Source organism: Xenorhabdus sp. SGI246 (assembly GCF_040838225.1).
GTDB classification, from domain to species: Bacteria; Pseudomonadota; Gammaproteobacteria; order Enterobacterales; family Enterobacteriaceae; genus Xenorhabdus; species Xenorhabdus indica.
Map to the genome: position 1 here is coordinate 1 of NZ_JBFPEZ010000085.1, position 21168 is coordinate 21168.

10 protein-coding genes and 6 pseudogenes are annotated in these 21168 nt (G+C 48.3%); 3 read left to right on the forward strand and 13 right to left on the reverse strand.

Translation table 11 applies throughout. The annotated features are described in order from the left end of the window. The 11 genes and pseudogenes from ABLA85_RS16605 to ABLA85_RS16655 form a co-directional block, all read right to left on the reverse strand. A pseudogene (locus ABLA85_RS16605) lies at positions 1 to 379 on the reverse strand (hypothetical protein); the annotation flags it as partial. Between the two features lie 463 nt (positions 380 to 842). After that, on the reverse strand, positions 843 to 1355 hold the full coding sequence (locus tag ABLA85_RS16610) for a hypothetical protein (protein WP_367965472.1): 513 nt from the start codon (positions 1353 to 1355) through the stop codon (positions 843 to 845). Beyond that, entirely contained in the window at positions 1352 to 2509 is a 1158-nt protein-coding gene (locus tag ABLA85_RS16615; protein ID WP_367965473.1) for a M20/M25/M40 family metallo-hydrolase, read from the reverse strand. Before ABLA85_RS16615 ends, ABLA85_RS16610 begins: the two co-directional genes overlap by 4 nt. A gap of 52 nt (positions 2510 to 2561) precedes the next feature. Continuing rightward, positions 2562 to 3401, reverse strand: a complete 840-nt coding sequence (locus ABLA85_RS16620) for a GNAT family N-acetyltransferase (protein WP_367965474.1) — start codon at positions 3399 to 3401, stop codon at positions 2562 to 2564. Between the two features lie 18 nt (positions 3402 to 3419). After that, on the reverse strand, positions 3420 to 4175 hold the full coding sequence (locus ABLA85_RS16625; protein ID WP_367965475.1) for a thioesterase II family protein: 756 nt from the start codon (positions 4173 to 4175) through the stop codon (positions 3420 to 3422). Positions 4176 to 4177: 2 nt separating this feature from the next. After that, the gene (locus ABLA85_RS16630) at positions 4178 to 6103 is read right to left on the reverse strand and encodes a beta-ketoacyl synthase N-terminal-like domain-containing protein (protein WP_367965476.1); all 1926 of its coding nucleotides are present in this window, start codon (positions 6101 to 6103) and stop codon (positions 4178 to 4180) included. Next, a complete protein-coding gene (locus ABLA85_RS16635) occupies positions 6103 to 7917 on the reverse strand; it encodes a non-ribosomal peptide synthetase (protein WP_367965477.1) in 1815 nt (604 codons plus the stop codon). Before ABLA85_RS16635 ends, ABLA85_RS16630 begins: the two co-directional genes overlap by 1 nt. Then, the gene (locus tag ABLA85_RS16640; RefSeq protein ID WP_367965478.1) at positions 7898 to 10864 is read right to left on the reverse strand and encodes a non-ribosomal peptide synthetase; all 2967 of its coding nucleotides are present in this window, start codon (positions 10862 to 10864) and stop codon (positions 7898 to 7900) included. Before ABLA85_RS16640 ends, ABLA85_RS16635 begins: the two co-directional genes overlap by 20 nt. 32 nt (positions 10865 to 10896) lie before the next feature. Continuing rightward, entirely contained in the window at positions 10897 to 14508 is a 3612-nt protein-coding gene (locus ABLA85_RS16645; RefSeq protein WP_367965479.1) for an SDR family NAD(P)-dependent oxidoreductase, read from the reverse strand. 46 nt (positions 14509 to 14554) lie between these two features. After that, positions 14555 to 17482 carry an acyltransferase domain-containing protein gene (locus tag ABLA85_RS16650; RefSeq protein WP_367965481.1) on the reverse strand — a complete coding sequence of 976 codons (2928 nt, stop codon included), beginning with the start codon at positions 17480 to 17482 and terminating at the stop codon, positions 14555 to 14557. Positions 17483 to 17503: 21 nt separating this feature from the next. Next, positions 17504 to 18886, reverse strand: a pseudogene (locus ABLA85_RS16655) (polyketide synthase); the annotation flags it as partial. Positions 18887 to 19133: 247 nt separating this feature from the next. Between ABLA85_RS16655 and ABLA85_RS16660 the strand changes: the two are divergent. Beyond that, positions 19134 to 19259: a hypothetical protein gene (locus ABLA85_RS16660; RefSeq protein WP_367965480.1), complete on the forward strand. Its 126-nt coding sequence runs from the start codon at positions 19134 to 19136 to the stop codon at positions 19257 to 19259. Positions 19260 to 19264: 5 nt separating this feature from the next. On the opposite strand, the pseudogene ABLA85_RS16665 reads toward ABLA85_RS16660, so the two are convergent. Together ABLA85_RS16665 and ABLA85_RS16670 are read right to left on the reverse strand one after the other, a co-directional pair. Beyond that, positions 19265 to 19366 (reverse strand): annotated as a pseudogene (locus tag ABLA85_RS16665) (IS1 family transposase); the annotation flags it as partial. Positions 19367 to 19718: 352 nt separating this feature from the next. Next, positions 19719 to 20210, reverse strand: a pseudogene (locus ABLA85_RS16670) (transposase); the annotation flags it as partial. Between the two features lie 156 nt (positions 20211 to 20366). Here ABLA85_RS16670 and ABLA85_RS16675 point away from each other — a divergent pair. Both ABLA85_RS16675 and ABLA85_RS16680 read left to right on the forward strand, forming a co-directional pair. Then, a pseudogene (locus ABLA85_RS16675) lies at positions 20367 to 20554 on the forward strand (transposase); the annotation flags it as partial. Between the two features lie 66 nt (positions 20555 to 20620). Continuing rightward, positions 20621 to 21168: pseudogene (locus ABLA85_RS16680) on the forward strand (transposase); the annotation flags it as partial.

Consider the following 21168-nt stretch of genomic DNA (forward strand, 5'->3'; position numbering starts at 1 on the left):
CCGGGCCCAGAGTCAGTGACCAATTTTTATTGGCCACTTCAATCTCGGTGATTTGCTCAACCAAATAGTGATAATACGCCTATAACCGCAGTAATACCTGCACCAGATAAGGGGGAAGGGGGTGTTCAGCCAGCACAGAGGAGAGCCGTTTTATCACGGCAATGCCCTTGGGCATGCTGATACCAAACTCAAGCAGGAAAGCCTACATTTGGTTAGTGGTTTTCACTTTATCCCGAACCAGTGATTCCCGAACATGATGCAGGGCTTGGAGGGCTTGGAGGGCTTGGAGGGCTTGTTGGGCTTCCGTTCTGGGCTGAACAAACTGCATTGAGGGGCGTGAGGCCGCTTCACAGATAGCTTCTGCGTCAATAAAATCATTTGATGTCCAATCTAACCATTTAATACATGACCGGCTTCGGGAGATTTTCTCAGCTTAAATGAGTGAGATAATGGTTTGACAGACAGCACGAAAACGAAATTTTTAATAAATGACAGAAGTTATAATGACGACAAAGTTTGATATAGAAAAAGAGGATATGACAATGATATTTTTATTATTAAAGATAATTAAAATTATTTTTTTCTTTCCACTATTCATGATTGTTAGCTATTTTCTAATTTTAGATAGAAATTTTAAAAAAACGCTGGCGTCGTCATTATCGGCGGCTATCATTCTATTTCTGATTGATATTTTTTTACCAACACTACTTGTTTATCTGTCAAAATCTTAGGATATTTAATATCTTTATAGTGCTTGGCACTGAACAATATAGTTAAAATACCAAGCACAATTTAGCATCACACATTAAATATCAGACGACACATATAATACCAACCAGATTTTAATTATTTGGTTTTATTTTACTTTCGTATACATACTTACTGACGGAAAAGTTTACATTTTCAGTCCATTGCCCTGTTATATCAAATGGGGTTCCATTTGGATTCCATTCACCCGGGAAGAAATTCATTAGATCATATGGATCTGTAAATCTGTCATAAAGTTTATACGCAATTAACTTGAAGATGCAGGTTTTAAAATCTGGAAACACAAGTATTCCGGTATAAGATGTTATGAGGGCAATGCCTGCTGAACTCAAAATAAACAATACGATTGCCAGCAAAAATAAGTGATGATCGCTGAAACGGGTGGCTCCCAACCCTACCAGGAGTTGGCAGAGAGCAAAACCCAGAATAAAAATATTCAGCATCCACTGCATCTGACCAGCGCTTAGCTGCAGAGACACAGCCATGTCAGGCAACGCCGGCAGGAGCATATCCATTGCCAGCGCCCCTAGAAGCGCAGGCAGAGTCAACATCAGTATTATCAGCCAGAATCTACGCTGAGGGTTCATAGCTTATCCCTGCTTATCTCCTGCAACGCCACTTTAAGTAACTGAAGCATGGCGTCATAATCTTGCCGCGCCATCATCCCCCAATGACTATGAGCATAACGTACCGGTAGAGCCAAATTAATGGCACGGATCCCCTTACCAGAAAACTGTAGCGAAGAGGCGTCCTGACCGTAACTGTGTTCACTCTCCCACTGTTGCGGAATATGGTGAGCGCGGGCCACATCATGAATAAACGTCACTAACCGAGTATCGGGTAACATACTTCCATCGTAGACGAACACAGCTGGCCCGGCTCCCAGTATGGGGGTAGTTTCCTGGGTAAACTGAGTGGGGTAATCTTTTGCAATGCCCGCTTCCAGATTCAAAATCACATCAGCGTCGATCTGCCCAGCTAGTGCGGTAGACCCTCGCATGCCGACTTCTTCCTGTACTGTTGCAGCAAAGGTAAGATTGAGATGTTGATAAGTTTCAGGATGTTTACTGATGTCAGCCAGCAGTTCGGTCATCATGGCAAGAAGAGCGCGATCGTCTAATGCCTTAGCCGCATAGCGTTTACCCGAATCCAGAATCGTAAAATCGGCGGCCGACGTGATAGCTAAACCAGGCCTGATACCTCTGTCCAACAGTTGCTGCCGGGTAAGTCCCGTATCAAAGAATAGCTTTGTCGATGTGACCGCCGGAGGAACGCTGAAATCATTGAGTACATGCGGCGCATCCATTCCAGTGAAAGCGGGCAGCGTTTTATCGCCAAGCGAAATATTCCAGCGGTGCCCCCACAAAACATGGTCTATCCATCCCCCTAATGGTTTTGCTTTTATATATCCTCTCTCATCAATATCGGTGATGACAAAACCCACCTCATCCATATGAGCCATGATCAACACATGAAGATTGTTTTTTGCTTGTTCTGATTCTTTGTTTTTAACCCGCGCAATAACATTGCCTACATTGTCAACGGATATATCGATATTATTATCTTTCCACAGTTCTATTATAGCATTTCTTACAGGCCCTTCAAAACTACTTGCGCCTGGAAGATTTGTTAGCTTCTCAATTAATTTTTCCGTTTCATCCTGTGCTTTAATCGAAATAGAAAAGAAATATGACATCAGCGTCAAAAATAAAAAAAAAGGCGTAATCAGGGAACGATACATATCTTCTCTCAAAGAATAAAAATCAAAAAATGGGCATTTGCATGAGCTTGCATTAATTACTCTCAGGCAGATTCCATACTTCAAAGTTACCGCAGTTTTTGAAGCCAGAGTTTTGGTAAATATTCAGGCCGTCAGGCGACGCCTGAAGTACGCAAATCTTTGCCTTTTTTTGCTGAGCGATCTGCAAAGCACGGTGAAACATCTCGCTACCAAAGCCGCGCCTGCGGAATGCATTTGGAGTAGCAATATCAAAGATGCCCGCAACATCGTCTTTTAGATACAGGGTAGCCGTCGACACAGGTACCTCGCCCAGATACCCGACCAACTGAATAAGATGCTCATCCAGACGGGTACTGTGTTCGCCCGCTATCTGATAAATTGCGCGGATGTTTTCTGCTTCAACAAAATTGCCCGGCTCGAATATAGCTGATAAAACCTGTCCAAAATCCCGAAAACACGCCGGACTATCACACTGTTCGATACGGGATAACACACTTTTCGGACAAACTGATATCGGTGCAATTAGAGGAAGATACATTCCCACATCGTTTTCTTCATGTCTCCAACCTGCCTGTTCCAGTAATGCCGCAACAGCCGTCGTGGGTTCAGCAAACCACCATGCTGCTGGCGTATTTCTTTGACGGTAATATTGGGTAATACGAGTGATATCTTCCGGCAATGCAGGGGTGCCAAAAACGGTGTTAAAGGTATCGGATCGTTTTCCACAGTCAACATACTGAAGTCCGTTAAGATGATGCACCTGCATATCTGGCAGTTTCCGAGCTAGGAAAGAAAATTTCCCAGCAATATTCTCTGACATGTAAAGGCTGATATTCGTTTCACTGGAAATTACCGTATTTTTTTCTGTATTATTAATACTGATATCGCGCATATGTACTTTTACCTATCATTATAGTGAGTGGTTTAAATAATTATTTCTGACTGGGATTAAGGCTTCATTGATAAGCCTCATCACCTTTTCTGTTTGCTGGTGATGATAAAAATGATCGCCTTTATAGGGATGAAAGGCGATATTCTTTCCGTCAGAAAATCGCCTCCATCCGTCAATCATCTTCGGTGTAATCAAATAATCCTCTGTTCCCCATAAAACATGAATTGGGACCTGCAACGGTTCAGATAGCGGACTGACATACTTCTCACACAAGGCAATATCCTGGCGTAATGTGGACAGGAAAGGGGACAACAGTTCTGGTTGCTCAAGCAACAAAGCCTCTGTCCCGCCCATGTCTGTTAGCTCCCGGATTAACTGTTTATCATCCAGGCCAGTGAGGCTGCGGTTAACCGGTTCATCAGGTGCCCGGCAACCTGAAATAAAGAGAGCATGAGCAGGCTCCTCCCGGTAATTTTCCATTTTATGCGCCAGCTCAAATGCAATCAGACCTCCCATGCTGTGACCAAATAACACTATCTTTTTATCCATAAGACTTTCCAGTTCAGGCATTATCAAATCAGCCATTGACTGGATACTGTCAGGCATAACGTCTTCTTTTCTTGCTCCTCGGGCGGGCAACTGCAAATATCGGCAATCCACATGCTGAGAGAAATGCCTGAACCAGGGCATATAAGCCTCACCGCAGCTTCCAGCATGAGGAATGAAAAGAATGACAGCGTCTGCTCTGCTATTACGTACCGGGCTGAGATACACAGTCACATCTCCTCATAATCATCAGTGAATTCCTGTGACACTGCGTCAGCCTTCTCACCGTCCTTCTGTTTCAGCCGCCTGACAAAATGGCTTAGCTTTGGCGCAGCGTAGATATCGGTGATATTCACGGTGGTAAAACCCTGCTGTTTTAACGCCTGTATAAGCTGAACAGAGAGCAGAGAGTTTCCGCCTGCTTCAAAAAAATGAGTGTCGGTGGCAGGTTTATCACTGAAACCCAGGCATTTTTGCCAGGCAGCGACAATCAGGGTTTCGGGATCGCTATCACACGCTCCCCTTTCACGCTGGACGACGTCCTTACCGGACTGATCGGCAGGTGACGGAATACCGTGACTGTCAAGCGGTGTCGCTGGCAGCGCGATGCTGTACAGCCCCTCATTTTTACTCAGTGCTGGCGGCGCATCCCCGCAATGCATGATACTCAGGGGAGCACCCTCAGCAATCTGCTGTAACTGCTGCTGCCAGTGTTCCCAGTTCTGTACAGCCAAATGACAGCGGTAGCTGTATTTTTCGCAAAGATAACGCTGTTGAAGCGTCCAGGCACAATACGGCAGTGTGTCAGGGGACATGGATCCCATCGCTTCGCGCAAATGACGTGCCAGTGCCTGCACACCCTGCTCGGTGGACGCAGCCAGAGGGATAAGAAAGGGTCCGGTGACCGGTTTCATTTCCCGTGGTGGTGCAGTTCCCAGTACCATGTGCACATTTGTTCCACCTACGCCAAGCGACGTGACGACGCCCATTCGTGATGTGCCACGCCATGGCACAGGCCGGGCATGTAAAGGGAAAGAAGATGTGCCTTTGAGCGTCGTTCCGGTCCGGTGAGGCTGCGGATAGATTAGCTGGTTATGGAATGACAGCAGACATTTTGCAACGCCCGCAAGGCCACTTGCTGCATCCAGATGACCAATATTGGCTTTGATACTCCCAAGTGAAGGAAGAGGCATCTGGCAACCATAGACTTCGCTCAGGGCAGCTAACTCAATCGCATCTCCCATGATTGTTGCCGTACCGTGACCTTCTATAAAGCCAATATCACTGGCTTTCACGCCTGCCACTTTTAGCGCACGCTGCATAACGGCAATCTGTTGGTCAATACTCGGTGCGGTGAAACTGACCTTTTTTCTGCCGTCATTATTCACTGCGCTGCCCTTGATTACTCCCCAACACGGGGCCCCCTCCTGCAGTGCTTGTTCCAGCGGTTGGAGTACGAGTACAACCGCTCCCGTCCCGCCAACAGTGCCATCTGCATCCTCAGTAAAAGGGCAACAGGATCCAGATGGCGAAAATATCATTCCTTCACTGACAGGGTAGGCTTCCTTCAGCGGCAATGTCAGTGAAACGCCTGCAACAAGCGCAAGAGCGCATTCGCCCATTCGCAAAGCCTGGCAAGCCTGATGCAGGGCGGCAAGACCACTGGAGCAACCACTCTGTACCGTCATTGCAGGTCCCGTGAGGTCAAGATGCCAGGCAATACGCGTCGCTAAAAAGTCTTTATCATTGGCGAGCAACAGATTATAGCGGGCAATCGCATTGTCTGCCTCCTGTTCCAGGCAGGCCCGCCAGTGAGCCTGATTAGCGGAGCAACTGGCAAATACACCGCATTCAATAGCCTGCCGACGATTGAGCGAACCATATCCGGCAGATTCCAGCGCTTTGACAGCTTCCTCAAGCGCTAATCTGTGTTGTGGATCCAGACGGCCGGCATCCGCTTCAGCCAAGCGAAAATACCAGGAATCAAACCAGTCGTGCCGTTGAATCATTCCTCTGGCCCCCACCCTGTCTGGATGCCCGTTATCAAAGCGTTCAATTGCCGACTCAGCATCAGTCAACAGTTGATGAAGCTGCCACGGTGTGTCGCTTGCGGGCAGGCGTACACTCATACCGGTGATTGCGATATCCATAGTCATCAGATCATTTTTTCCTCAAAGAACTGGTCAACCAACCGTTGCTGGTCACGAATGCAGGGATGGCGAAAGATGTCGAGCAAAGTTATAACAGGCCGTTCCAGCAACTTATTCAACTGCCGAACCAGCAATGCCGCTTTGATTGAGCTGCCGCCTGCTTCAAAAAATGGCAAATCATCTGGCAGGCTTTCGTGCCCCAGAATTTGCTGCCAAATATGCCGTACAGGTTGTGCCGGATGCTGTTGAGAAAGACTACTGGCCGTTAACGGATCGGGTAGCTGACTTTCATCAATTTTGCCGTTGATTGTGAGCGGAAGAGCAGCAATACGTATCAGCTTCTCTGGGATTGCCCATACAGGCAGAGTTTGCGACAAACGCTTGGTGACCGTTTGTGGTGTAATATCCCGTTCCGCGACATACCAGGCGGCCAGCATACGTGTGCCACCACCTATGTGGATTGCTCTTACGACACAGGCATTTATGTCGGGGATTTGCCTGAGTGTTACGCCGATTTCATCCAGTTCAACGCGATGGCCGTTGATTTTTACCTGTTTATCCAGCCTGCCCAGATAATATAACTGACCATGGGCGTCAACAACTGCCAAATCACCACTGAAGTAATAGCGAACTGTCTGACCGGCGAGTGTGCCAAACCGCTGCTGATTGAGTGCTGGCGAGTTCAAATATCCGGGACTTACACCACCACCGCTGATACACAGTTCGCCGGGAACACCAACTGGGCAGAGCAATCCCCGTTTATCCCGCAGTACAACTCCATTATCAGTAAGCGGTTTGCCGATACATGACATAGTGTCGTCGGGGGACATCTCATGCACAGTGGCATGAACCGTAATTTCAGTGATGCCGTACATATTGATCAGGCGGGTTTGTTCAGAACCGTACTGCTGCCACCATGGTTCTAAATCTGCCGGACGCAACGCTTCCCCACCAAAAATAATCATCCTCGGGCGATGATTTAACGTCGTGCCCGTAGTTCCGATGAAGTTACGGAACGCGGTGGGAGTCAGACTTAATACCGTGATACGATGCTGTTCGAGCAGAGCGGCAAAGCCCACCATGTCAGTTGCTAGGGCCGGAGGGACAATTACCAGACGACCGCCATGGAGTAAGGCACCGAATATTTCCCACACTGAAAAATCAAATGCAAAGGAATGAAACAAAGTCCAGCTATCCTGTTCGACGAAATTGCCCCATTGTTGGCAGGCACTGAACAGTCTACAGACGTTATGGTGCGTTATGGTGACACCTTTAGGTTGCCCTGTTGTCCCGGATGTAAATATGACGTATGCCAGATCGTCTTCGGATACCGGAACCGGTGTCATACTCTGGTTCGGGCGCAACAGCGCGCTGTAATGAATATCTTTCGGCACGGGTATGACCGAATCATCCACCACCGTCAGGCAAACCTTACTTTGTTGAGCAATATAATGGTTTCGAGCAGGCGGATTGCGGGGATCAAGTGGCACATAGAAAGCACCTGTACGCAATATCGCGCATAAAACGGCAATCAATCGCCAGCCTTTTTCCATACTGACACCAACGGCATCGCCCGCTCTGACCCCAGATTCCTGTAATCCAGCGGCTAGGCTTTCCGTTTCCTGCCACAGCCGAGAATACGTTATTGCGGTATCGCCATCCTGAACAGCAATACGACCGGAAAAAACTTCTGCACTAGTGGCCAGCCAGCTCACCAATGATGTAGCCGTTGTCACCGGGATTGCTTCCTGCAATGCCTGCAATAAAGACTGCTGTTCCGGGGGGATCGGGCTGATTTGGCTAAGTACAGTGTCTTCCATCGCGCAGCCCTGGCAGAGGAGTTGTTTGAACAACTGGGAGAGTGTGCTTACCCATTCCGGATCCCTGATATTCAAAAATCAATCTTAAATCGCCCTCCTCCGTCACTATAGCTGAGACCACTAGCGGTGCCTTGGCTTGCTGAGGCTGATAAAAATCACAGCGAACAGGCAGACCAAAAGATTGGTCCATGCCCTGCAAAAAATCCATATAGCTGAATAAGGTACTGAAAATGGAATCTTTATCTGCCACACCCTCCAGATCGGCCATTATGCCGTCTATGGCGACGTCCTGCCAAGTCAGGCTGTCACTGAGCTGTTTCTGGATTTGTCTGAGCACATCCTTCGCGCTGTTCTCATCGCTCATCTGACAACGTAAGGGCAGTGTATTGGTCATATTCGCAATACAACTCTGTAGCGCTGATTGCTGGCGGTTTGCCACGGGAGTGGCGATCACTATGTCCTGATTTCCGCTTAGCCGCTGAAGCGTAATAAATAATGTCGCCATAAGTAATACAGGCAGCGTGACTCCTTTTTCACGTCCTTTGCGGACCAGCTCCTGATGTTCCTCACGGCTGAGAGTCCAAGAGAGCGAGCCATCAGGCACATTGCACAATGCTTGAGGCCAGACAGGTTTTGACTGAAATCCGCTCAAAACGTCTTGCCAGTAGGCCTGAGCGGCCCACCGATGCGTCTCCTCAGGCTCAGTGATCATATAAGCCGCCGATGTGGATTGTCCCTCATCCCGGTAAAATGATGCGATATTCTGAAGCAATGCGCGCAAGCCAAGCCCGTCCACTGCGGTATGAGCGATTGAAAGCAACAACGTACTACCCGCTGCATGACCATTGTCAAGCAACAATGCCCGGACAGGAGGTTCGGACTCCAACTGAAAGGGAATTGCATAAAATGCAGACAGTTCGTCGTCTGTACCTGTACCACATTTCTGCTGCCACACGTTATCCAGACCCACAGGACGATAGCAGGCACCCTGTTCATCCAGTTCGATACAGTAAGATAAGGCCCGACTCCTATGAAGCGCCGGGAGAAATGATTGTTTTAAACGAGGAACATCGACACTCTCATCAAAACATAATGTTACTCCGATGTTGTAGCAGGCCCTAGCGCGATGAGTTTGATACACCTTAAACATGCGATACTCAATGGCACTGAGGCGATTGGCTTCAAGCGTCAGTATCGTCGAAACCGGCTCAACAGACGCTGGCATGTTTTGAATCTGCCACTCCAGATCCCTGAGAGTTAAGTTCTGACTCAACAGGGTATCCAGAGCCACTAACTTACCAAGTTGTTTGCGGAGTAGTGTCTGAAATCTCACCGCAGACAGGGAATCTCCCCCCTGCATCATGAATGTCGCATTTTCATCAGGTGCTGTTCCAAGCGCCTCAGCCATAATTTGCATAATCGGAGACAACGGGGACTCACCTGAGCGTGATGATGTCTGACTCCATTCCGCACTGAGAGTTCGCCGACAAATTTTGCCGCTGGTTGTTCGCGGCAGAGCTACTGAACGAATATGCCATGCATGTGGCATCATATAAGGAGGAAGCATTGCCTGTAATCGGCTCAGACAGCGGGCTGTAAAATCACTATCCATCTCATTAATATCGGTTTTTACCACAAAAGCGATTAGTTTTTGCTGTTCCTGATTATTATCCACGATGATGGCGGCTTCGCGTACTTCATTAAGTGTCAGTAAAGACTGTTCCAGTTCCTCCAGCTCAATCCGGTAACCACGAATTTTGACCTGAAAATCCATACGTCCATGGAAATGCAGAATGCCACTGCGTTCCTGGTGTCCCCAATCGCCAGTCCGGTAGATACGAAGCAATTGTCCTTCCGGCCCATGGATAAAAGGAAAGCGTTCGGCGGTAAGCCGAGGATTATTGTGGTAGCCTTTCGCCAGCCCGTTGCCTGCCAGACATATCTCTCCAGGTTCACCAAACTCCACCGGCTGCAGTGCATCATTTAAAATAAATGCCTGACTCCCTTCAATGACCTGACCAATTGGTACAGGCCCGCTTTCCGGCCGCGCTTCTTTCCGCAAGATTCGATAAACGGTTGAGTAGGTTGTGTCTTCTGATGGCCCCCACAGGTTGCATATACAGCTCACCTGGCTGCACTGATAAATGTCATTAACCAAATTCCAGTGCAATGCTTCTCCCGCCAGATTCAACGTCGAAACCCCCTGAGGGATCGCCTGTGCACGTACCAGTTCACGAGCCACTGAAGGCACTGTATTAATTAATGTCAGTGCCGCATAGCTGGACGATGGCGCCAGCAAGTCAAGCGCAGAATCAACTAGGCACAAAGAGGTTCCCGCAACGAGGGGAACAAAAATCTCAAAAATAGCCAGATCAAAGGTGATAGTTGTGGAAGCGAGAACGCATTTCAGCTGTTCAGACGAATAGAATGCCAGGGCCCAGTCCGTCAATGCCTCTACACTGGGATGGCTAATGGCAATCCCCTTTGGCTTACCGGTGGAGCCTGATGTATACAACAAATAAGCTGTATCATCAGAATGTTGTTGAGGCAGTATGTCGGTTCTGACTGCATCATTTTCTGTCAGCTCGTTGATATGCCACAGCAGGCAGTCTGTTGACGTCGGAGGCTGCGAGTCATAGATAATGGCCGCTGGCGCACTTTCCGCAATAATACTTTGTCGCCGCTCCTCAGGATGCCGAGCATCAAGCGCAACAAATGCACGTCCGCTGTGCCAAACTGCCAGCAATGCCGCAATTAAATCGGGTGTTCTGGACAGATGAACAGCTATCGGTCCCGGCTGCGGGATCTGGCGAAAACGTTCCGCCAGCATCAGAATTTTTTGCTCTAGCTGACTGTAATTGATTTTATCCTGCTGCCAATAAATAGCGGGAGCATTCGGCTGAAGACTAGCGTGATTCAGCACGCGATCAATAATGGAACTTTTCATTTCTTGTCTCTCTTATCATCCGTTGATACAGGTTAAGCAATCCGGGTTTTATCCATATACTCACGCGCTAACTGTTCTACGTGAGCTGCAAATTCCCGTACGGTTGGATGTTCATAAATCGCCATAGCGTGCATCCTGATGGGGTAGTCTTTTTTCAGAAGACTTATCAGTTGCAGAACGATTAATGAATTCCCTCCCAACTCAAAGAAATGGTCATCGTTACCAATCCGATCGATGCCTAACAATTCTTCCCAGTGTTTTGCGACGGTAATTTCATACAGTGAGAGAGGGGCTTTCCACGGTGTTCGCACAAACTCATCCCGGCTACGGGAGGTCAGCGTGGCTTTCTGCGTTAGTGACGCAACAGATCCCACCCGCGACCAGTTTTCAATAACTTTGTTGAAATCGAGTGTGGAAACAACGACACGGGAACCAAAAGCAGTGGAAAATAGCCGGCGATAGACTTCAAAAATCTCATCCTGAGACATTTTGTTTTTGATATGCTCGCGGCTGAGTTCTCTGAACTGTGGCTGTGCAGAATAGTTTCTGGCTCGAGCTTCATTCACAGCCCCCCAATTAATCGCCAGTACCTGCGAGTAGCCACGTTGATGGCAGTGCTCCGCCCAGGCATCAACAAACGCATTCGCTGCCGTATTGTCAACCTGACCCAGGCCACCGATAATGGCATTCATGCTGGAGCAAAGCAGGACGAAGTCAGGATTAAGTGGCAGGAAAACATCACAGAGATTCATTGTGCCGGCAATTTTAGGCGCAAATACCTGTTCCAGCGAGTCTCGCGTTTTTGTATAGAGCATACCGCTGTCAACCGTTCCGGCAGCATGAATCACGCCATCCACACGTCCGTGACGCGTCTGTAATAATGTATTAACTTGGACTAAGTCTTGCCGGCAGGTAATGTCCGCCGTCAGGATTTCCACCTTGCCCCCCAGAGCTTCAATGCGCTGTAGATGCAGTATTTTTTCGCTGACCGAGTTCTCACTTTCGTGCTGATCCAGCCAACTATCCCACTCTGAGCGGGCAGGAAAACGCGTACGGGTAGTGAGGTAGATATGTGCCTGATAATTCAGTGCCACAAACTCCGCCAGTTCCAGACCAAAATTACCAAGTCCGCCCACAATAAGGATAGTTTTGTTACCAGACAGCAGACTTTTGCCTAGCTGTGTTTCTGGCACGCTGTAACGCGCATAGTCCCTTACAAACCGATGAACACCTCTTATGGCGATTTCGCTGCTGCTGCTACTTCCCATCTCGGCTAGTAACATCCGGATCGTTTGTTTGTCCTGAAAGTTGGGCGCGATATCCACCAGATTACACTGAATGTCCTGATATTCTTTGGGTAACACTTGTGAAATACCAAGCAATGCAGACTTTGCCGGTTCAATATCCTCGTCACCCACGATGCTAACCATTCTGTCTGCAACCAGTAACGTATGAAAATTCACCGTTAGCGCCAGCTCATTGTACACTTTACACCAAGCCACCATTGTATAAAGCCCCTGAGACTGAATGTGCTCTATTGTCTCACCTTGATTCCCCAGACACCACAAATGAACCACCCAATCGGGCAATCTGGCGGTTTCACTCAAATCCTGAATCAGCAACTTCATGTGCATTTCATTGCCAGGCACTATCTGAAAATGATCGTCGTCCAGTCGGACATATTTTTCCCCTGCCGATACATGTAACAGTCTCGCACCCTGTTGAGTTAATTCCTCGCTGAACTGCCCGGAAAAAAGATCTTCATGATGAAACATCAATATGCGTTTACCCGTTAAACTAGCGGGCAAGGCAGAGATGCGTTGCTTTTTCCAAAAGGGTGTATAAAACCACTGAGAAATGTCACTGATTTTTTCATTTTCAGCTGACTGCTCCCGTGGTGTATTAAATGCTTCAGCGTCGATCCAGTATTCATGGGGTTGAAAAGGATAGCCAGGTAAAGGAATACGTCGCCAGCCCCGAGGGAAAGACGTATTGGTAGCAATGTTGCCATCGCTTAACCAGAAATCAGCCAGCTGTACCGCCGTCGCCTGCTGAGCCTCTTCCAGCGTCCAGATACGGCTCGCCGTTATGGCAACACACTCAACAGAATCAGCCATTGACAGCTTGTAGCTCAAATCGCTCACGGAATCTGCGACACAGCCCCAGCGGTATTTAAATGCGCTACGCCCACTCAACAATGTCCAAGCAATATCAGTTAATTGACTTTCAGGATGTTTCTTCAGCCAGTCATGCATCCTCTTGACCTGCTGGGACACTGCGGCGGGCGTACGCGCACTAAAGCCGATAAAAAGAGGCGTATTTGATAACACTGCTGGCCTGACGTCGGCAGGAGCCTGTTCGAGGATCAATGCCCCGTTTGTTCCTCCTACACCAAATGAGCTGATGGCAGCAATGCGCTTGTTCGACGCAGAGGGTTGCCACTCAGTCAGAGTTTGTGGGATGGTAAAAGGAGACTGTTCAAGTCTAACCGCAGGATGGGGTCGGGTATAGTTTGCCAGAGGTGAGACAGACTGATGCTTCATATCCTGAATGACTTTGAGCACGCCTGCTAACCCGGACAATGCATCGAGATGCCCGATATTGGCTTTAACCGTACTCAGCGCCACCGATCCCGCTGGCAGCCCGTCAAACACCTTTGTGAGCGCTTCAAATTCAATCGGGTCTCCGACACTGGTGCCAGTACCGTGCGCTTCTACATAAGTAATATCCTGAGGCTCCAGTTCCGCATTGGCCAGCGCGCTAAGCATGACTCTGATCTGACCGGACACGGAGGGTGCCATGTAACCCACTTTATCACTACCATCATTGTTTATGGCTGTAGCGAGAACGACTGCATGAATGCTGTCACCGTCTTTAATGGCGTCTTCATAGCGTTTAAACACCAGAAAGCCTGCACCATTGGTAAAAATCGTTCCATCCGCATCTGCGGAAAAAGGCGCACAGTGGCCAGCGTCAGACTGAATACCATCCTGCTCATGGTGGTACCCATACTGATAGCGTGGTTTAATGACAGCTCCCCCTACCACTGCCATATCAATATCAAACTGTAATAAACTCATACAGGCTTCATGAATGGCAACCAGTGAGCTCGAGCATCCACTACGAAGATTTACTGCTGGTCCCTGCCAGTTAAAATGATAAGCAATACGCGAAGCCATGAAATCGGCTTCATTCAAATAGAGCAGTTGTGTTTGCTCGTGTAGATCAGCTCGCTGGTGATACTGAGCAGCAAGGTTTTCATTAAAATAACTGTTCACTGCCGAAACAGTATATATGCCAATTGGCACGGTAATCTGATCGGGCGCATAACCTGCATGTTCACAGGCAAGCCAGGCATATTCCAGTGATTTTCGGATCTGCGGATCCATATAAGCAGCTTCTTTAGGGTTATAACCGAAAAAAGCAGCGTCAAACTGACGATAGTTTTCGGGGCCACCGCCAACGGGACGGAAGCCCGGCAGCTGATAAAATGAGGCAGGCAAGTGTTTAGCAATCTCTGCCTGTGTATAACGCCGGATACCTTCTTTTCCCTGTGAAGTCAGCTGCCACAGCTGTTCTGCATCAGTACAACCCGGCAATGAGCCGGCATAACCAACGATCGCAATTTTGTTACTGTCATTCATGGACTTGTTTTCCAATAGTTCCGTTAAAAAAGAGATAAAACGTGAATTAAGCGCGTTTACTGCTCTGGCTATAGCGGCGCCTTTGAGCTCGCTGGGCGGCATCGGCACGGGCTGTGTCGAAACTTCTGCTGCCGGTAATGCTGGCAGCCAGTTTGCGGACAGTAGGATATTGAAAGATATCTACCATGGACATAGTGGCGTTGATAGACTGATTCACTTGCCCGGTCATTCTTAAAGCTAGTAACGAATGCCCACCTAATTCAAAGAAATTATCGTCAATACCTATTCCATGCAGACCCAATAAGGATTCCCAGACCGTCACAATTTTTTCTTCGGCCGTCGTCTGGGGAGGCTGATATTCGCTCTTCATATCAGGACGAGGAGCTTTTTGTGCCAATGTGTCATCAATAGAACCAGCCACTTCGTGCTGGTTTTCAACCCATTCCCTATAACGCTGTTGAAAATCAACACTGGAAATGATTCTCTGTCCCTTCAGATCCTGCCAGCATTGCCAGAGAAACCGGCGCCCCTGAGCTGGCTGCATTGCATAACGATTAAGTTCAGAGCCGAATGCCCCCTGACGGAAATGCTCTGGCACCTCTTCGTCATTTCCAAATTCCCATGCTTCCCAGTTCAACAGTGTCCAGCGCGAAGGGTGATGTCGACGAAGTTCGGCAACTGCAGCATCAAGCCAGGCATGTAGGGCACCATAGATATACATCCCGATGCCGCCAAGAGCAGATGAAATCGATGAGATGACATGACAATGCGGTACCTCCAGCGAAGAGGCAACTTCTGCCATGTTGTGCAGTCCCTGGCTTTTTGCCGCAAAGCTCAGCTCGCAGAATGGTGCGTCCACATCACGTATTAGCTGATAATGCATGGATGCATCAATACCGGCCGTATGAATAAGTACGTCCAAACTGCCCATGTCCGCTCTGGCTTTCTGACATGCCGTCATCAACGAGGAAACCGACTGCACGTCTGCTTCTCCCAGCGTCAGGCGTCCCGGCCACCTTTGCATCAATACCTCAATCCGGTCCGCGCGTTGCATAGCTGTCTTAACACCTTGTTCTCTCAGGCTCTGAAGCGAGCTGCGCTGCAGCAGACGGACATGTGCCTGACTGTTTTCAAGAAAGACTTTGGCATACTGGAGTCCCACCTGCCCACCACCGCCAAGTATGATGACGGAACGAGGTGATATTGTTTCACTGCCGCTTTCGGTTAACGGTGCAACGAGAAATCCTTCACCAAACCGTTCAGCACCACGCAGAGCGACCACTACAGGCCCTTGCGCAGTCACTTCATGTGCCAGCAGTGTCTCATTCTGCCCGTCTGTATCGATCAAACGGGTCGTCAAAGCAGGATACTCTTGGTTAAGTGACTTGACGGCTGAGGTCAGGGCTGCCAGTGCCGGGCAAGGCGATGTCAGAAAATCCACGGCAGATCGGGTAATGATCCGCAGACAACGCGCTCCCTGTCCCCGCCAATTTCTTACCATCTCCAATAAGATCAACAAGGGTTTGAAGGTTTCCCGACGAAAGGTATCAGGATGTAATAACAGTAAGATATGGTCAGGAGCCTCCTTCATCATCTTGTGACAGTGCTCTGCCTCAAACGAAATGATGCGCGTTCTGGCACCCTGAAGGGTCAGGCGGCCACACAACATGTCGACCATTCCGGCTGTAGCGGAGGAGTCATCCGTTATTAATAACCATTCAGCCGTACTTTCCGTCACCCTCTCCGACCGGGTTAAGGGCACCCAACAGGGCTGATAACTGTTCAGGGTCAGGCGAGCAGTGTGCTGTGGTTCCGTCCAGCAATCTGTCAGCTCAAATGGATAACCGGGTGGCACAGGTGTGGCTGGTACTGGTCGACGATCGTGAATATTCTGCCACTGAATGTTGATGCCTTGCTCCCACAACCGACCAAAAGCTGTCATCAGAACCTTATCTGACTGCTCTAACTCTGCCGGATGCGGTAAGACGTTGATACAAAGGTGATGCGTATTCTGAGAAGCCAGTGTCTTCAGCGTATTCCCAGGACCCACCTCAATGAAGCAGACCGCTTTGTCCGCGGCCGCCGCCTTCTTGATCGCCACAGAAAAGGCGACCGGCTCACGCATCTGACGCACCCAGTAATCCGCCTGACTGATTTGTGCAAAGGGTTCAATCTGTCCGGTAAGTGTTGAGAGCACCGGTATCTGTGTGGTTGAAAAAGATATGTTCTGAAAAACCTCACGAAACGCAGGCAAAATCGGCTCCAGGAGACGGGAATGAAACGCACGCTTCACTTTTAAAGGTTGACAAAAAATCCCTGCCTGCTGAGCACGGGCCATAACCCGGGAAAGTTCATTTTCGCTGCCGGAAATAACACCTAACGTGTCACTGTTGATTGCGGCAATATCGACTTCTGTCCCGTGAAGAAGTGAAGGCAGCATATCTGCGCCAGCCATGATGCTGCACATAACGCCGGGCGCTGTCTGTTGGATCAATTGAGCCCTGACAATAACCAAGCTTGCTGCATCCCAGAAGCTCATTGCCTTTGCCGCAACCATTGCCGAATATTCGCCAAGACTGTGCCCCAGCATCAGGTCAGCTCTGATGCCGCAATGGCTTAAATACTCAGCCAGGGCAACTTCCAGCGCCAGAAGTCCAGGCTGGGTATGTTCAGGCATATGGATTTCATGCTGCAGTTCGAATAATATCGCGCGATAATCCTTGCCCGATAGCTGGTGTAGAATGTCTAATTTTTCATCTAATTTCTCGCGAAAGTAAGCAGAAGATTCATATAACTGTTTACCCATACCTGCATACTGTGAACCCTGTCCGGTAAACATCATCACGATGGAAGGCGTGGTATCCGGAACAGTCACACCGCTTCCCGCATTTTTTACACTCGCTTTCAGTTCCGCAATGCTGCGTGCAATAAAGCTCTGGCGTACAGGAAAAGCGGTTCTTCCTAATCGGGTCATCGTGGCTGCCTTTTCAATGGCACTGTCATCTCCCTGCCATTCGGCCCAGCTATTCCGAACCCTGTCCAGTGCTTTCTGGCTGGGTGCCGAAAGTAAAAAAAGATGTGATGAAGAAGATGAAGTGGGGAATGCCGTCAAAACAGGCGCACCGCTCAAAATGACATGGGCATTTGTGCCACCAATACCCAATGCGCTGATGCAGGCGTAACGCGCATTTTCTGCCAGTGCCCGGGGTTCGGTGTTAATAAAGAAAGGCGAGTCTTCCAGCGTTATATGTGGATTAAGATGTTCAAAGTACAATTGTGGGGGAAGCTGGCGATGCTTCAATACAAGACAGGCTTTAATGATGCCAGCGAGACCGCTTACGGTATCCAGGTGTCCCAAATTAGCCTTCACGGATTGCAATGCGCAGGTAGGTTCCGCAGCAGCTTCCATGGGCCATGCTTCCCGGATCGCTGCAAATTCAATAGGATCCCCTAACCGGGTACCTGTCCCGTGTGCTTCATATAAAGCAATATCTTCTGGCGCAACATTGCTTATTTTCATTGCCCGCTGAATAACGCGGCGCTGGCCGGATACAGCGGGTGCAGTAAAACCGGCTTTATCCGCGCCATCGTTATTCAGGGCGCTACTTTCCAGCACACCTGAAATATTATCACCGTCCTCAAGTGCCTTATGCAACGGTTTGAGAACCAGAGCGGCAACACCGTTAGTGAAGACGGTACCGCTGGCATCACGATCAAAAACGCGGATCTTGCCATCTGCAGACCGTATTCCACCAGCTAGATAATCGTATCCCTCACAGTGAGGTGCCGCCAGTGACACTGCTCCCACTAGTGCCATCTCGGCCTGGCCTGTTAATAAAGCAACACGGGCCTAGTGGAGGGCCGCCAGTCCGGAACTGCATCCACACTGTACGGAAAAGGCCTGGCCTGTCGTGCCGAGTTTCCAAGCAATGCGGGTGGCTAGGAAGTCCGGAAGATTACCTAGCAAGGCCTCATTTTCCGTTCCGGCTTGCAGTTCACCTGCCAGATTTTGCAACAGATAATGGTTCTCACTAGCCGAAGCGAATACCGCCGTAATCGGTAACGACTCCCTGTTCATATAGCCGGCATTTTCCATTGCCCACCAGCAATGCTGCAGCAAATGTCGGTGCTGCGGATCTATTTTGCTGGCTTCATGATAAGAGTAACCAAAGAAGTGATAGTCAAAACCCTTCAGATTTTCCACACCACCCCAAGCATTGATGTGTTCATCGCCGAGACAGGAATCGTTATGAAAAAAACAGCGTTTACTAATTAAACCCGTCCATAAATCATCAATATTTTTAACTGATGGGAATTCAAATGAATGCCCAATAATAGCAATTTTTTTTATCATAATTTGAGTTTTTATACCATCCATAATTTTAAAGTCACTATATTACAAAAAATTAAATAACAATCTTTATTTTTTTTATATTAATCATTAATTTTAAATGTTTTTTAACACATATCGAAAGAAGTAATAAATAAGAAATTTTTATTAGTATGTTAGTTGTGAACTGCATCACAAATGATTTTTCCAATTTAAAATTTACTTATCAGTGAGTTAGTTGATGGAAAAAGAGAGCGTAAAAATCTGTGGAGCACTTTGTTAAATTAGCGATAGAATGAACAACAAAGTGCACTTATTAAATCCGATACTTCATCATGAAAACCTGCGTCGTGAAAGTCGCTCTTCGGAGGATCAGTCCGATGGTCTGGCGTCGATTCAGGGTCATGATTCCAATAGTTAGATTTGCTATGTGAGATAGTATTCACGTTCAATAAACGTCCCTATCACTTTGTCATGCATTTCTTCAGATTTGGAATAACCGATTGTTTTACGATTCAGTCTTTTGATGGGGCGCGGTAGGAATAGCCGTTACCGACTACCTCCCGCACAGATCCGGACGTGCGCGACTAACGCATCCGGCTCCTACCTTGGGTGTTTGACGTAAAAGCGTTGCAAAGGATAAGGATGCACGATTCGGGGAGAGGGGATCCAGCTTTTCACCAGTCGGCTATATCTCGACCAGTTCATTCGCTGTCGCTGACTTCTCCGCCTGAGCATTTTGAGCCACATGCGTATCACCTCTTCTACAAACTGGTGAAGAGCTCGGCTATTAAAAGGTACTCCATAGTAATTTATGTGCCCTTCTACCACACTCTTTAATAAATATCCCCCCGGCACAGCCCTGTCTCTTGATCATATTTCATAGATCAAGATACTTAGACAATAAATAACCTTCAAGGATGGTTTGCAGCATAAACCATCCTTCCCACAACCTTTCCTTTCCCATCCGACTCGGCCATTTCGCTTAGAGTCATACCAACCTGCCAGCTTTCCCAAATTAATATAGGCCCAATAAACGCTTGGCGCTGTTTTAGGGAGTTTTTTCTTTTCTTGCTTTGCCCACAATAAAGCGCAACTGATGAACACGCACGGCGATAAACGCCAGGATCACTACCATCTTTTCCAGATTATCTCTGCTTTGCATACGCAGTGCTTCGACCTGAGTTCCGCCACTTTTCCACGCTTTGTGAAACTCTTCAATCAGCCAGCGTTTTTCATAATAATCCAGAATACGGCAGGCATCTTCTTGACAGGTGACCGACTCTGAAGTCAGGATATGCCAGCTCAGTTCCTTATCATTCTTCGTTTCCTGACAACCGACATAATACAATGGGACTGATTCGCCTTGTTTAGTACTACAGTCGTAATGAGTATTGTGTCATATAGCTATCTTCCTTCTTTCTAACCCTAAGGGAGGTGCCACATGGTTTCACCTGTCAATATCTGGGAACAGGAGCTCCTGACCGCCCATTTCCGCTTGGCTCCGTTGTTTCATTCTGCAAGTTCTCAACAACGTTGTCTGGATTATCTTCGGGGATTACTCAGTGATGTTGAACGTAAAACGGCTGGCAACTGGCTGAATGGCTGGGTGAACGCTCACCAGATGGCATTCAATATTTTCTGGAACGGGCCCATTGGGATGCTGAAGCCGCCCGCGATATCTTACGTGATTATGTAACTGCACATTTGGGTGATGTGGTCCAATGATTTTGGTCACCGTTATAGAGGTGATATTCTCACTTCAACACGCAAATAGGTGACATGATGAAAAGACGTTTCAGCCCCGAATTTAAACTGGAATCTGCCCAGCTAGTCCTTGACCAGCATTACAGTATAAGAGAAGCCGCGAAGGCTATGAATGTGAGTAAATCGGCAAGGGAATCTTGGGTTCGCCAGTTAAAACAGGAGCGACAAGGCCAATCACCCAAAACCTCACCCATCACGCCGGAGCAAATTGAAATACGCGAACTGAAAAAGAAACTGCAACGCCTTGAAATGGAAAACGATGTATTAAAAAAAGCCTCAGCACTCTTGATGTCGGACTCCATGAACAGTTCTCGCTAATCGAGCAATTCAGAGTGCATTATCATCCGGGGGCTTCCCTTTGCCAACTGTTCGGGGTTCATCGCAGTAGTTATCAGGCCTGGCATAAGCGAGTCAAGCGGCCAGACTCTGCTCGTGTAACGCTAAAAAGCCGGGTTCGTGAAGCCTTTGACAAGAGTCACGGTTCTGCCGGAGCACGAACGATTGCCTCGATAGTCACCCGTGAGGGGATCCCATTAGGCCGATGGCGGGCCGGAAAACTCATG

What these genes read in the sequence shown, in the direction of transcription:
- ABLA85_RS16615 (WP_367965473.1), bottom strand. Translation starts at nt 2,509, where the DNA reads ATGTATCGTTCCCTGATTACGCCTTTTTTTTTATTTTTGACGCTGATG.
- ABLA85_RS16650 (WP_367965481.1), bottom strand. Translation starts at nt 17,482, where the DNA reads ATGACCCGATTAGGAAGAACCGCTTTTCCTGTACGCCAGAGCTTTATT.
- ABLA85_RS16640 (WP_367965478.1), bottom strand. Translation starts at nt 10,864, where the DNA reads ATGAAAAGTTCCATTATTGATCGCGTGCTGAATCACGCTAGTCTTCAG.
- ABLA85_RS16660 (WP_367965480.1), top strand. Translation starts at nt 19,134, where the DNA reads ATGAACAACAAAGTGCACTTATTAAATCCGATACTTCATCATGAAAAC.
- ABLA85_RS16620 (WP_367965474.1), bottom strand. Translation starts at nt 3,401, where the DNA reads ATGCGCGATATCAGTATTAATAATACAGAAAAAAATACGGTAATTTCC.
- ABLA85_RS16635 (WP_367965477.1), bottom strand. Translation starts at nt 7,917, where the DNA reads ATGGAAGACACTGTACTTAGCCAAATCAGCCCGATCCCCCCGGAACAG.
- ABLA85_RS16645 (WP_367965479.1), bottom strand. Translation starts at nt 14,508, where the DNA reads ATGAATGACAGTAACAAAATTGCGATCGTTGGTTATGCCGGCTCATTG.
- ABLA85_RS16610 (WP_367965472.1), bottom strand. Translation starts at nt 1,355, where the DNA reads ATGAACCCTCAGCGTAGATTCTGGCTGATAATACTGATGTTGACTCTG.
- ABLA85_RS16630 (WP_367965476.1), bottom strand. Translation starts at nt 6,103, where the DNA reads ATGACTATGGATATCGCAATCACCGGTATGAGTGTACGCCTGCCCGCA.